This window comes from Pseudoalteromonas sp. meg-B1, from assembly GCF_003173795.1.
Classification (GTDB): domain Bacteria; phylum Pseudomonadota; class Gammaproteobacteria; order Enterobacterales; family Alteromonadaceae; genus Pseudoalteromonas; species Pseudoalteromonas undina.
Genome location: NZ_QGQU01000002.1, coordinates 149,315 through 163,385, shown reverse-complemented (window position 1 = coordinate 163,385; position 14,071 = coordinate 149,315). Strand labels below are relative to the sequence as shown.

At 39.3% G+C, this 14,071-nt stretch carries 12 protein-coding genes; 6 read left to right on the top strand and 6 right to left on the bottom strand.

The window, feature by feature from the left end; genetic code table 11:
* Positions 1–66 precede the first annotated feature (66 nt).
* Positions 67–1,884, bottom strand: a complete 1,818-nt coding sequence (locus tag DK924_RS09290; protein ID WP_109874976.1) for a DUF885 family protein — start codon at positions 1,882–1,884, stop codon at positions 67–69.
* Between the two features lie 153 nt (positions 1,885–2,037).
* On the opposite strand from DK924_RS09290, the gene DK924_RS09285 reads away from it, so the two are divergent.
* Together DK924_RS09285 and DK924_RS09280 are read left to right on the top strand one after the other, a co-directional pair.
* Positions 2,038–3,309 (top strand): amidohydrolase family protein, encoded by a 1,272-nt coding sequence (locus DK924_RS09285; protein WP_181388765.1) that lies wholly within the window; start codon positions 2,038–2,040, stop codon positions 3,307–3,309.
* A 294-nt stretch (positions 3,310–3,603) separates the two neighbouring features.
* On the top strand, positions 3,604–6,024 hold the full coding sequence (locus tag DK924_RS09280; RefSeq protein ID WP_109874974.1) for a TonB-dependent siderophore receptor: 2,421 nt from the start codon (positions 3,604–3,606) through the stop codon (positions 6,022–6,024).
* A gap of 69 nt (positions 6,025–6,093) precedes the next feature.
* Here the strand turns inward: DK924_RS09280 and adhP are convergent, their stop codons facing one another.
* Positions 6,094–7,104, bottom strand: a complete 1,011-nt coding sequence (adhP, locus tag DK924_RS09275) for an alcohol dehydrogenase AdhP (protein ID WP_010388847.1) — start codon at positions 7,102–7,104, stop codon at positions 6,094–6,096.
* A gap of 217 nt (positions 7,105–7,321) precedes the next feature.
* Here adhP and DK924_RS09270 point away from each other — a divergent pair, with 217 nt between their 5' ends.
* Complete coding sequence (locus tag DK924_RS09270) at positions 7,322–7,870, top strand: GbsR/MarR family transcriptional regulator (protein ID WP_010388849.1); 549 nt, start codon at positions 7,322–7,324, stop codon at positions 7,868–7,870.
* Positions 7,871–7,931: 61 nt separating this feature from the next.
* On the opposite strand, the gene DK924_RS09265 is transcribed toward DK924_RS09270, so the two are convergent.
* On the bottom strand, positions 7,932–8,948 hold the full coding sequence (locus tag DK924_RS09265) for a lytic transglycosylase domain-containing protein (protein ID WP_008111524.1): 1,017 nt from the start codon (positions 8,946–8,948) through the stop codon (positions 7,932–7,934).
* Positions 8,941–9,222, bottom strand: coding sequence for a YcgL domain-containing protein (locus DK924_RS09260; RefSeq protein ID WP_008111526.1), 282 nt, complete (start codon positions 9,220–9,222; stop codon positions 8,941–8,943). The genes DK924_RS09265 and DK924_RS09260 overlap by 8 nt, the downstream gene beginning before the upstream one ends.
* Positions 9,223–9,377: 155 nt before the next feature.
* On the opposite strand from DK924_RS09260, the gene minC reads away from it, so the two are divergent.
* The 3 genes from minC to minE are packed head-to-tail and all read left to right on the top strand — an operon-like array spanning position 9,378 to position 11,162.
* Positions 9,378–10,082 carry a septum site-determining protein MinC gene (minC, locus tag DK924_RS09255; RefSeq protein ID WP_008111529.1) on the top strand — a complete coding sequence of 235 codons (705 nt, stop codon included), beginning with the start codon at positions 9,378–9,380 and terminating at the stop codon, positions 10,080–10,082.
* Between the two features lie 5 nt (positions 10,083–10,087).
* Positions 10,088–10,897: a septum site-determining protein MinD gene (gene minD / locus DK924_RS09250; protein WP_008111531.1), complete on the top strand. Its 810-nt coding sequence runs from the start codon at positions 10,088–10,090 to the stop codon at positions 10,895–10,897.
* 1 nt (position 10,898) lies between these two features.
* The gene (gene minE, locus DK924_RS09245; RefSeq protein ID WP_008111532.1) at positions 10,899–11,162 is read left to right on the top strand and encodes a cell division topological specificity factor MinE; all 264 of its coding nucleotides are present in this window, start codon (positions 10,899–10,901) and stop codon (positions 11,160–11,162) included.
* Between the two features lie 54 nt (positions 11,163–11,216).
* On the opposite strand, the gene rnd is transcribed toward minE, so the two are convergent.
* A complete protein-coding gene (gene rnd / locus DK924_RS09240) occupies positions 11,217–12,347 on the bottom strand; it encodes a ribonuclease D (protein WP_109874973.1) in 1,131 nt (376 codons plus the stop codon).
* Positions 12,348–12,397: 50 nt separating this feature from the next.
* Positions 12,398–14,050: a long-chain-fatty-acid--CoA ligase FadD gene (fadD, locus tag DK924_RS09235; protein ID WP_010388852.1), complete on the bottom strand. Its 1,653-nt coding sequence runs from the start codon at positions 14,048–14,050 to the stop codon at positions 12,398–12,400.
* Between the last annotated feature and the right edge of the window lie 21 nt (positions 14,051–14,071).

The window sequence follows — 14,071 nt, the reverse complement described above, 5'->3', positions numbered from 1 at the left end:
TCTAACGTATTGCAGCAAAGCGCGCAAAGCCAATCCCTAATATCTGCATGGCTTCGCGCGATTTTATTACTGCTGAGATTTAACCCAACGTTTAATTTTTTTCTCCAGAATAGGCATAGGTAATGCACCATCAATTAATATTTGCGTATGAAACGCTTTAATATCAAATTGCTCACCTAATTGCTGGTGGGCGTAATCTCTGAGCTCTTTAATTTTAAACTCACCCAATTTGTACGATAATGCTTGCCCAGGCCATGCGATATAGCGCTCAACTTCAGCGATAACATCACTTTTTGCCATTGAAGAATTTGCTAGCATGTAATCAATGCCTTGTTGACGTGTCCACCCTTTGGCATGAAAACCTGTATCAAGCACTAATCGCATCGCTCTTAACTGCTCATCGTTAAGACGCCCATACCACATATACGGATCGGTAAATAAACCCAGTTCTTTGCCTAAGCTTTCTGCGTATAATGCCCAACCCTCAGCAAACACCGTGTAGCCGCCGAATTTACGAAAATCAGGTAAGCTTTGCACCTCTTGTTGCAGCGCTATTTGAAAGTGATGCCCCGGAGCGGCTTCATGAATAGACAGCGTTTCGAGTAAGAACTTAGGCTGTGCTTTTAAGTTGTATGTATTGATATAAAATATACCTGGGCGCGAACCATCAGGAGCTGGTCCTGCATACGACGCTCCCGCAGCCGATTGGGCACGATAGGCTTCAACCGCTTTAACAATATAAGGAGCCTTAGGCTCAATATTAAATAACTTTGGTAAGCGAGCGTCTATTTTTACTTTAATTTGTTCATAGGCGGCAATTAACTCATCGGCTGTTTTATAATAAAACTCATCTGAGTCACGTAAGTGGTTAAAAAAGGCTGATAATTCTCCTTCAAATCCTACGGTTTCTTTAACCGTTTCCATCTCACTTAAGATTCTTGCCACTTCACTTAAACCAATCTTATGAATTTCATCCGCTGATAAACTTAACGTGGTGTTTTTCTTTATTTGGTATTCGTACCATGCTTTACCATTGGGTAAATCAGCATAACCAACAGAATCGCGGGCATAAGGAATATAATCGTTAAGTAAGAAATCGCTCATTCGCTGATATGCAGGTACTAATTTATCTAAAATCAATGTTGTATACTGCGATCTTAACAGTTGCTTTTCATCAGCTGAAAAAGAGTCGGGCATGGCTTTAATGGGCGAATAAAAGAGAGAATCTTCTGCGCTTGTAACAACATGCGCTTTAAATTGCGGGAGTAATTTTTTTGCTAATGGCATAGGCAGTACCACATCGTTTTTAACGCCTTGCGCCATTGATTGTTCAACACTTGCAAGCCATTTAAAGAAACCATCTGCACGCTTGATAAATTTTTGGTAGTCGGCAACAGTATTAAAAGGCTGAGCACTTTGTCCTGAACCAAATCCAGCGAAGGTATTATGCGCACCTGACATTTGATTTATCGGTAACAAATAATTTTTATATTGCATCCCCTCAAGCTTGAGGGCTAAATCTCGGGATAACACTTCAAAATTCAGTAGCGCTTGACCGGTCAGTTGTGATTCATCAATCAGCGTTAAGCGTTGTTGATATTTTTTGTAAAATGCGGCTTTTTTATCGCGATTAAGCTGCGATATTTCAGGCAAAAATTGATCATCAAATTCATGGCGGCCATTATAAGTAGCGCTTAATGGATTAAAAGCTAATGATTCATCGTAGTACTGAGCAACGAGCACATCTAATTGCTGCTCGGCTGATAATTCGCTTATTACAGGTGAGACTGACTGATTTGTGTTTAATTGTGAGCTGGCGCTCATACAACCACTTAAGGCAAACATAACGCTACTGGCAACCAGTGCTATTTTAATAACTTTCATAAATTCCCTTGTTAGTTTTTACCCGCCAATTATGCGGTTTTAAATAGCTTAAATAAAGCAATTATGGTCAATGCTATTCGTCGCTATATTATTTACTCAATAGCGCATGGTTGCTACATTCAAGTGAATGAAAATAATTATAATGACTTAAACATGAAAAAACATTTATTGACTCTATCAATCGCATTAATGAGCTTAACCAGCGCAAGTACACTAGCCACAACCTATATATCGGCCAAAGCTTTGCTAGATGTTGAAACAGGCGAACTTAAGGCTAATCCGTTGATTGCCATAGATAACGGTGTTATTAGCCAAATCCAATTTAATAAAAAGCCCAAGCTTAGCAGTAATGATGAACTGATAAACCTACCAACGCTTACCCTGTTACCTGGGTTAATGGACATGCACGTACATTTAACCAGCGATCCAACCGTGTCTCGAAGTGAACGGTTAGGGCAATCTGTTCCGCGAATGGCCATTAAAGCCAGCTATTTTGCTAAGCAAACCTTAGAAGCTGGATTTACTACAGTAAGGAACTTAGGTGCTGAGGGCTACAGTGTTATTGCGGTGCGAGACGGTGTGAATGCAGGTGATATTATCGGCCCACGCATTTGGGCTGCAGGGCCTTCTTTGAGCATTACTGGTGGGCACTGCGATAATAATCGCTTACCTCCAGAGATGAAATATACTGCCACCGGCGTTGCTGATGGCCCGTGGGCTGTGCGTATTAAGGTGCGTGAAAATATAAAATATGGCGCTAATGCAATCAAACTATGCGCCACAGGCGGTGTATTCTCTAAAGGAACAAAAGTCGGCATACAGCAATACGCCTTTGAAGAAATGAAAGCCATTGTTGATGAAGCGCACATGCGTGAATTACCTGTTGCCGCTCACGCACATGGAACTAACGGTATTAAAACGGCAATTAAAGCCGGTGTAGATAGTGTTGAGCACGCTAGCTTTTTAGACGATGAAGCAATCGCGCTTGCAAAAGAGCATGGAACTTGGCTGTCTATGGATATTTATAATACCGAATATACGCTAAGCTTTGGTGAACAAAATGGCGTGGATGAAGAAAATCTAAATAAAGAACGTCTGGTATCAAAAAAACAACGCGATAGTTTTAAACGCGCGGTTGAAGCGGGTGTAAACATGGTGTTTGGAACCGACGCAGCTATTTACCCGCATGGCGATAACGCTAAGCAGTTCTCGCGAATGGTTGAATTTGGTATGAGTGAATTACAAGCCATCCAAGCCGCAACCATTAATAGTGCTAAATTATTAAAAGCTGATAAACAACTAGGGCAAATTAAAACTGGTTTTGCAGCTGATATTATAGCGGTAAACACTAACCCATTAAAAAACATTTCTACACTAGAGCAGATCCCATTCGTTATGAAAGCGGGTGTGATTTACAAACAGTAAACCCAAAACGCCTCTATAAGGTTGAGCTGCGCTCAACCTTAACAGTTTTTTAGCAAATTTAGCTAAGCTGCTTGTTTAGCCATCAATATTTTATTCAAAAGATCTTTCCGCTAAACCAATTATCTACTGTAATACTCCATTGAAATTTTCAAATATGATTACTTTTAAATCACATTGAATAACAATCAAGCAAACGTACCTATTAAAGTAAAAAAAATTGAACTTTTTATTTAATTTTAAAATGATAACCATTATCATTCGCGCAAATTAACAAATGCGAATGGTTATCAGTTTATGAAAAGGTTTCAATACTCTCTCCTCACTCTAGCGTGCTTAAACGCAAGTTTAGCAATGGCTAACGAGTCACAAGTTAATTCAGATATTGAACGAATTAGCGTTTACGAGCAACAAAACCGAGTGGTGATGAATTCAGGTTTAGCAACTAAATCAGACATGTCGCTAATGGAAACTCCTGCACCCGTGGTCATTGTTGATAAAGCACTGATTGAGTCACAAGGTATTGATAGTCTTCAGGACGTGATCCGTAATGTGAGTGGCCTAACTCAAGCGGGTAATAACTATGGCATTGGTGACAACTTAGTTATTCGTGGCTTGGGCGCTAATTACACTTACGATGGCATGTATGGCGGCGCAGGGTTAGGCAATACATTTAACCCTACTCGTTCTTTAACCAATGTTGAATCAATTGAAGTATTAAAAGGCCCTGCAACGGGCTTGTATGGTATGGGTAGTGCCGGTGGTGTCATCAACCTGATTGAAAAAAAACCACAGTTTAACGAGCAACATACCCTAGAAATGGATATTGGCCAGTGGGATAGTTATTCGCTTGCACTTGATAGCACCAATGCAATAACCGACGATTTAGCTTATCGGGTTATGGCCAAAACCGCCTCTAGCGATGGCTTTCGTGATTTAAAAGATCAGCGCGATGAAATTTACTCGTCTTTAAAATATGTGCTTAATGACCAGCAATCTTTTGTATTGTCTGGGGCATATATTAAAGATGCTATTGCAGTGGATTCTATTGGCCACCCTATTCGTATTTTTAACAGTAAATCGGTTAACGGTTTAACTGCAGGAGAAGTATCAGGCGCCGATTTAGTTAATGACCCTACAGCAAGTGGGTTACAATTGAGTGAAGCACAACGAAATGAACTCGCTAACTCTTTGGCAAGCAATGATGGTTTAACACCCTTTAACTTTGGTACCAATGGCATAATATCACCGATGGCAAAGGATAACGAAGGTGAAGAGCTGCGTTTTAAATTAGCGCACAATTACTACATTAGTGATGATTTATTTTTAAATCAACAGCTACAGTACCGTAATTACACCTCTAGCTTTGCTCGCCAAACAGGTGCTTATAATTATGTGTATTGGAACCGACGTGGTGTAATTAACCAAGATCCACGCGCACCGTTAGTTGTTGATAATGTATTACACCCTTTCGCAGCTAGACGCCAAGAATATCGCCAAGTAGAAGCAGATGAGAAATCATGGCAATACTTTTTAGATTTACGTTATGACTTTATGCTCGGCAATATAGAAAACGAATTACTGGTTAATGCCAACTACGAAGACCGAGATATTCGTTTTAAACAATACTCCATTTATGATGCCGATAAGGTCATTAAAAACAAAGCCGGAGAAGTTATTTACCAAGGTGCACTACCGTATATTTTTGATATACGCCAGCCAAATTGGCCTGCGGATGAATTTGCTGATTATGATCCGCTTAAAACCAGTGATTACAATAAAAAAGTACAAGCATGGGGCGTAGGCCTTCAACATGTTGCTTACATTAACGATAAGATCACTACTCGTATTGGTGTTGCTCATAATCGTATTAAACAAAGTTACGAGCACTTTGGTGTTGACCCTCGTTATAGTCAAAGCCGCGCAAATCCAACGCCAGAAGCAAATACCTCAGACAGTGGTTTAACGTATAACTTAGGTGCTACTTATCAAGTAAACGCTGATATGGCTTTGTTTTTAAATCACTCTAAAGGGCGCACAGCTTACAGTGTTCTTGGCTCTGTTGCCGGTAATGAAGCCGATAGAGACGATTCCGAATCTGTGAGTAATGATTTAGGATTTCGTTTTAAAGCATTTGATGACCAATTACTGGCATCAATTGTGGTATTTGAAAGTGCGCGTACTAATTTAGAATATGCCAACCCTCTTTATGAAGCCGGCGTGTCAGCACCTAATGTAGTAGAGAGCTTCTTTGATGGTGAAGAACAAACAAAAGGTGTAGAGATTGATTTAAATGCCTATTTGAACGATCAATGGAAAGTTAATATCAACGGTGTTTATCAAGACGCCCGCGATAAAACCAACCCAAATCGTGACAGCTATAATACTCGTCAAAAAGGGGTGCCTTATGTAACAGCAAGTTCATGGGTTACTTACTCAGCAGCGCTGTTTGAATTACCGCACGCAGTTGATTTAAGCGCAGGTTTAACATTTGTTGATAAGCGTAGTACTAACTCAAGTTCATTTGGTATTGATAATGGCTACGTACCCGCTTATACCGTATATGATGCAGCGGTTAGCTATAAAGCAGACAACTGGCAGATGCAATTAAACATTAATAACCTGTTTAATAAAAAATACTATTCTAAAGCCATGTTTTTAGGCGGAATGCCAGGTGAAGAACGTAATGCAAAGCTAAGCTTTAGTTACACACTTTAATAGTTTAATAATTTAAAAAGCACGGTATTTCAATTGAGATACCGTGCTTTTTTCATGTAAACCTTAATATTAAATCGTAACAACTATGCGGCCGTTTATTTCGCCTTTAAGCATGTCATCAAAAATTTCATTAATATCTTCAAGTTTTTTCTCTTCAATGATGGCTTTTACTTTGCCTTGCGCAGCAAATTCAAGACATTCTTGCAGATCTTTGCGTGTACCTACAATAGATCCAACCACTGAAACACCATTTAATACGGTGTCAAAAATTGGCAATGGCATATCTTCAGGCGGTAAACCAACCAATACACATTTCCCCCCTCGGCGAACACTTTTATAAGCTTGTTCAAAACCTGGTTTTGATACTGCCGTACAAACAACAGCATGCGCGCCACCTACTTGCTCAAAAATAGCCTCACTGGGCACCACTTCTTTAAAATCAAGCGTAATATCAGCACCCAACTCTTTAGCTAGCGCCATTTTCTCTTTACCAGTATCTACCGCAATAACATTAAAGCCCATTGCTTTTGCATATTGCACTGCTAAGTGCCCTAAACCACCCACACCGACAATAGCAACCCATTGACCTGGTTTAGCACCAGATACTTTTAAAGCTTTATACGTTGTTACGCCGGCACAAAATAAGGGGGCAGCTTCAGCAAAACCTAAACCTTCCGGTATTTTGATGATGTAGTCACCATGAGCTAAACAGTATTCTGCATACCCACCGTCAATAGAGTAACCAGTATTATGTTGCGATAAACAAAGGGTTTCGCGTCCATCTAAACAAAACTCACAATGGCCACATGCACTGTATAGCCATGGTACGCCTACTCTATCGCCCACTTCTAAGTGCTTAATATTACTTCCTAGTTTTTCTATTACACCAACACCTTCGTGTCCAGGTACTAATGGCATTTTTGGTTTTACCGGCCAATCACCATGACATGCGTGTAAATCAGTGTGGCACACACCACAAGCGGCTATTTTTACTAGGACGTCGTCAGGGCCTACTTCTGGAATAGGTAAATCGGTGATCGCTAACTTGCCTTTATATTCTGTATTTATTGCTGCTTTCATAGTCATTCCATCGTTTATAAAAAGTTTATGCTATTTAACAAGGGCGTTAAACGGCAAGATTATGTTGCATACCCGCAACATACCTCACTATAAATGCTTAAATATTAATCTATATCAATCATTAGTCGTAAAACGTGGTTTTTTATCCCAGCTTAAGTCTTGCCATACTTAACCAGCGTGCTAGCATAGATTTCATTTATTTTTGAAACTTGTAACAATGACATTATCAGAAAAAAACTTTGCCTTTGTAATGCATTGTGGTGAGATGGGCAGCCGCTGGGGATTTAATCGCACCATTGGACAAATGTGTGGTTTATTGATTATTACTAAAGATCCAATGACGGCAAATCAAATCGCTGATGCGCTAAGTATCTCTCGCGGTAACGTGAGTATGGGGATCAAAGAATTACAATCTTGGCAGCTGATCAAAGTAATGCATATCCCAGGAGATAGAAAAGAGTACTATGCCCCTGCAGGCGATATTTGGGATATGGCAAATCGCGTATTCGAAGAGCGCAAAAAACGTGAAGTTGAGCCTACACTGAGCTTACTCCGAGATAACTTACTAGACGAAGCAAGTAACGACGATGAAATTTATGCTCAAAAACAAATGGGCGAAATCCATAACTTACTTGAAACAGTAACTAAATGGTCCTCAGAATTACAACGTTTAACTCCTGAGCAGCTTAATAAGCTAATGAAACTAGGTTCAGGGATTGGCAAAGTCATTGACCTAAAAGATAAAATATTTAAAAAAGAAATTTAGTCGATATGTAACTCACAAAAAAGCCGCAATTTTGCGGCTTTTTTTAGTTATTTGCTTTAGCTTAAATCTTTGGGTAAGCAATTCTATCTGACAAATAGCCCACGCTAGTTGCAAAGTAATATGACCGATTCCAGTGCATAAATACCTTGTAGTTGTCGTATGCTAAATACATGCGCCCATTTACATCATCAGGCATCACTAGTGCAGCATCCACAGCAACATTTGGTAAATCGCTGCCATCAGCACGACGAACCCCTAATGCTTGCCAATCAGCGAGTGAGCGCTCTGAATTGTTCCAATATTCAAGCCATTGCTTACGTGTTTTAGTACCGCGCTTTAAAATATACTGCTGATCAAAATTAGCAGGTAATTGAACTTGGCGACCCCAGGTTAAGTTGTCATTCCAGCCCTCTTGCTTTAAGTAATTAGCAATAGAGGCAAACGCGTCTTCCTTAGTTGTCCAAATATCTTTGCGACCATCATTGTTGTAATCTACAGCATAGGCATTAAATGAGGTTGGCATAAATTGAGTTTGCCCCATTGCACCTGCCCATGAGCCTTTAAATTTATCAAGCGTAATATGACCCGACTTTAATATATCCAGTGCTGCCCATAATTGGCGCTTGTATAGTGCTTCACGGCGTCCATCAAATGCCAGTGTTACCAACGATGAAATCACGTTGTGGCCACCTTGAATGGCACCAAAATTACTCTCTAAGCCCCAAATAGCCACGATAAAGCGTGCTTGAACACCAAAGTCTTTTGCGACCTTCTCTAAAACTTCTTGGTTTTCTTTATACAACTTACGCGCACGATCAATTTTCCATTGAGGCACACGTTTTGGTAAATATGTTTCCAGTGTTTCTTTTACTTCAGGCTGATTTTTATCTGCAGAAATCACTTTTTCTTTATAAGATGCAGTGGCAAATGCTTGCTCAATTAACTGAGTATCGTAGCCTTTAGCTATTGCCTCTTGCTTTAAATTAGTAAGGTATTGTTGAAACTCAGCTTGGGTTTTTGCCATCACCGATGAGCTTAAACATACACCACACAATACAACTGCTAATTTTTTAATCACTATCTACTCCATTTTGTTTTCTTAATTGACTCAGCAAGTTTTCCTCTGGTGGCGGAATTTGTAAATAATAGCCTTGGTCGCTAAGCGACTGTTTTAAAGTGTCTAAATCCGCTACGCCTAATTGAGTTCGCTTAGCTAAGTTAATGATCATCACGTACTGAGGTTGACCAAACATGGCCATTAAAGGTTCCGGAACTTTACTAAAATCGTCTCTTTTTTCAATAAATAAGAAAGTATCTGCTTTTTTCTTACTTTTATATACCGCAGTTAGCATTATGGCCCTATAAAATCTTGCTTAACAGTGCTACACACTATAACATGGCAATAATAATAAGTTATAAAAATTAGTGTGGAAACTTTAATAAAAGCCTTGTTCAGCCTAGGTTTATATAAAGTTACATGCTAACTAGACAATCCAGTTGAGCATCTATGTCGGACCAAATTTTTGAGCTAAAAGGCAACCTTTTTACGTTATCAGTTTTACATCTTTATAGTACTGATATTAACCTTTTAGCAGAACAACTGTATGTAAAAATAGCCCAAGCCCCAAAGTTCTTTGAGGGTGCCCCCATTGTCGTTAATTTAATTGAAGTAAAAAACAGCACAATCGACTTTGTTCATTTAAAATCACTTATTGAACGCATGAGCTTTAATGCGGTGGGTGTATGTAATGGTTCGGATGAGCAACACAAACAAGCAAAAGCTGCAGGGTTATCTGTTTTAAACTATTCACAAGACGTTAAGAGTGAACCCGCAAGAGTAGAGCCTAATACGTCAGTGGTTGAAAAAACAGTGTACTTACCAGCACAAATTATTAATGGTGCGGTACGCTCAGGCCAACAAGTTTACGCCAAAGACCGTGATTTAGTGGTGTTAGGTGCAGTAAGCCATGGTGCAGAAGTGATTGCCGATGGTAATGTACACATTTATGGAACTCTACGTGGCCGTGCTATTGCCGGTGCAAAAGGGCTAGAAAACGCATATATATTTTGTAATAAATTAGAAGCAGAACTCGTTTCAATCAATGGTAATTACTGGATCAGTGACTCACTGCAAGGTGAACACTGGGGTAACGCAGTTCAAATACAACAAAAAAATGAATCTTTAGAAATTTCAGCTTTGGTTAAAGGATAAATCTCATGGCAAAAATAATTGTCGTTACCTCGGGTAAAGGGGGTGTTGGTAAAACAACATCGAGCGCAGCAATTGGTACAGGCTTAGCATTAAAAGGCTACAAAACTGTTATCATCGATTTTGATATCGGCTTACGTAATTTAGACCTAATTATGGGTTGTGAACGTCGCGTAGTGTATGACTTCGTTAATGTAATCAATGGCGAAGCCAACCTTAACCAAGCACTCATAAAAGATAAACGTGTAGAGAAGTTATTTTTACTTCCTGCATCACAAACACGCGATAAAGATGCACTCACACGCGAAGGTGTTGAACGTGTACTTAATGAGTTAAAAGAAGACTTTGACTACATAGTCTGTGATTCTCCGGCAGGTATTGAAGCCGGTGCAATGATGGCAATGTACTTTGCTGATGAAGCAATTGTAACCACTAATCCAGAGGTTTCATCAGTACGAGATTCTGATCGTATACTAGGAATTTTACACAGTAAATCTAAACGCGCCGAAGAAGGTTTAGAAAACATTAAAGAGCATTTGCTAATAACACGCTATAATCCAGATCGTGTAACAAAAGGTGAAATGCTATCTGTTGAAGATATCCAGGACATTTTAGCCATCGACTTACTAGGTGTCATTCCTGAATCTCAAGCAGTACTTAGTGCATCTAACTCAGGACAACCCGTTATCCTTGATAGCGAATCTGACGCAGGCCAAGCTTATGCCGATGCGATCAGTCGTTTATTAGGTGAAACGGTTGAATTTAGATTTTTAGATGTTGAGAAAAAGGGTTTATTCAAACGGATATTTGGAGGTTAATGTGTCTTTACTTGACTACTTCCGCTCAGAAAAGAAAAACAGTGCGTCATTAGCAAAAGAGCGATTGCAGATCATTGTCGCGCACGAACGTTCTCAGCGTGGTACACCTGATTACTTGCCGCAATTAAAGCAAGATATATTAGATGTCATTCGTAAGTACGTAAATGTAGGCGCCGATGCGGTTCAAGTTCAGTTTGATCAAAATGAAGACGATTTAGCCGTACTCGAGCTCAATGTCACATTACCTGACGAAGAAAAGAAATAACAAACAAGGGCGCTAAGCGCCCTTTTTATTTGTTTGTAACTCGCCTTTATGACTTTAATTATCCCACTCTTTAAGAGCGTCTTTAACAAAGTCATAGCGCCATGAACTGAGTAAATCTGGCTTTATGTGATTTGCTTTTTGTTCATCCGTTAATTTCCAATTCCAACTAATTAGCTGATTAATTTGTTTTTTAGATGCCATGACGTCTTCTGGTATATTGTGCTCTTTAGCAACTTTCGTAATTTTTTGTTTGATTTCTTTTGCTACTTTTTTGTAAGTAGGAAAATCAATTAAGCGCTTTAGTACCTGTGGGTGCTGCTCAACTGGAACAGCTTTAGCTTGCTCAATACACTTTAAAATTTCCACCCCAGAACGATTCACTTCAATAGGCTCGACACCTGGAATTTGTCTTAGCGCGTTTAAGCTCGACGGACCTCGTTTAGCGATTTCAGTCATGTTATGCTCTTTTAGCACAAAGTTAAGCGCTAGATTTTTTCGAATTGCTTTATTTCTTCGCCACACAGCTAACTCTTTAAGTACCGCTAATTCATGCGGCTTAAGCTGCCATGCATTTTTAATCTCTTTATAAAGTAACTCATCTGGTGTTTGAAAAGCACGCTTGTTTGCCACTAATTCACTTTCATTGATCACAATGTCGAATAAATCGGCCGCTTTAATGCTGTCTATAATTAACTCAAAACAAGGCAGTAAGTGAAACGTATCGGCCGCAGCGTATTCAAGTTGTTTTTGAGTGAGAGGACGTTGTAACCAATTGGTACGCGATTCACTTTTATCAATTTCAATATTCAACAAGGTTTTTACCATTAAGGCAAACCCCATACAGTTACCCTCGCCTAATAGCTGAAGTGCAAACTGAGTATCAAACAATGGATAAGGAACAAAACCTGCGTATTTTTGAAAAACCTCAATATCTTCAGAAGGAGAATGAAGTACTTTTAACACGTTTGGATCTTTAAGTATCTGCCAAAAATCAAATAAGGAAAGCTCTGCAAGCGGGTCGATAAGTGCTAAATGTTCGCCATCATAAACTTGAATGAGTGCAACTTCGGGATACAAAGTACGGCGGCGCATAAACTCGGTATCAATAGCAAGAATGGGTTTGTTTTTTATTTGTTCTACAAACGTATTTAGCTCATTTTGGGTTTGGATCAATTGGTAGTGCACTGAGTCTCCTACAATAAAAAAGCCGACATATGTCGGCTTTTTTATAGTTGCTAATCTTTTAAGGCTCTTCTGAGAATTTTACCCACGTTAGTTTTGGGTAACTCATCCTTAAACTCAACGAGTTTAGGAACCTTATAATTAGTTAAATTATCACGACAATGTTTTATTATATCTTTTTCAGTTAAAGAAGGGTCTTTTTTCACAACAAAAACTTTAACTTGTTCACCACTAATGTCATGAGGAATACCAATTGCAGCAACTTCTAATACACCTTCGTGCATTGCAACCACTTCTTCAATCTCATTTGGGAAAACATTAAAGCCTGAAACAATAATCATGTCTTTTTTACGGTCAACAATATAGAAGAAACCTTCATCATCGTACGTCGCAATATCACCGGTTGCAAACCAACCATCTTTTAAACATTCAGCGGTTGCGTCTGGGCGATTATAATAACCAAGCATAACTTGAGGGCCTTTAACCCATAGCTCGCCAGGCTCACCTTTAGCCGCTTCTTCACCGTTATCAAGCATTAACTTAATATCTGTACTTGGCGCAGGTAAACCAATAGAGCCATTATATGCCTCTAAATCATATGGGCTAATTGTTACTAATGGAGCACATTCAGTTAAGCCATAGCCTTCCATTAATTTAGTATTGGTCACTTTTTGCCACTTTTCTGCAACAGGACGTTGTACCGCCATACCGCCACCCAATGACATTTTAAGGTGACTAAAATCAAGTTCAGAGAAACCAGGAGTGTTTAATAAACCATTAAATAGCGTATTAACCCCTGTAATAGCAGTAAATTTATGCTGGCTCAGCTCTTTTACAAATCCAGGCATATCACGTGGATTAGTAATTAAAACGTTTAAACCACCGTATTTCATAAATGCCAAACAGTTAGCTGTTAGCGCAAATATATGATAAAGCGGAAGCGCGGTAATAACCACTTCACTACCACGGTCAAGAACTTTGTCTAAACAACCAGACACTTGTTCAAGGTTGCCTACCATATTGCCATGGCTCAACATTGCGCCTTTAGATACACCGGTAGTTCCACCTGTGTACTGTAAAAAAGCTAAGTCACTTAAATTGACGTCTGGGCGTGTGTAACCATTTGGATCAGCTTTTAATAAATCACAAAATTTAATCGTGTTAGGTAACGTGTAACTTGGCACCATTTTTTTGAAATGCTTAACTACAAAATTAACTAAATGCTTTTTAAGACCCCCCATCATGTCACCTACTTGGGTAACCACAATGTGTTTCACGTCAGTGTTAGGCAGCGCTTTTTCAAGCGTATCAGCAAAGTTAGCTAGTATAAATATTGCCGATGTTTCAGAATCTTTTAGCTGATGCTCTAGCTCACGTACGGTATAAAGTGGATTAACGTTAACCACAACGCACCCTGCGCGTAAAATACCTAAAATAGCAATAGGGGTTTGCAACAAGTTAGGCATCATCACAGCGACTTTATCGCCTTTTTTTAGCCCTAAATCGTTTTGAATATAGGCGGCAACACGTTTCGTTGCTGCATCTATTTCGTTGTATGACAATGTTTTACCCATATTTGTAAATGCAGGTAAATCTTTGTATTCATTAAAACTTTTTTCAAACACTTCGAGTAACGAGTTGTAGTGCTCAGGATCGATTGTTTCAGGCATACCTTCTGGGTAGCGCTTAAGCCAGATTTTTTCCACTCTTAGCCCCTGTTTATAATT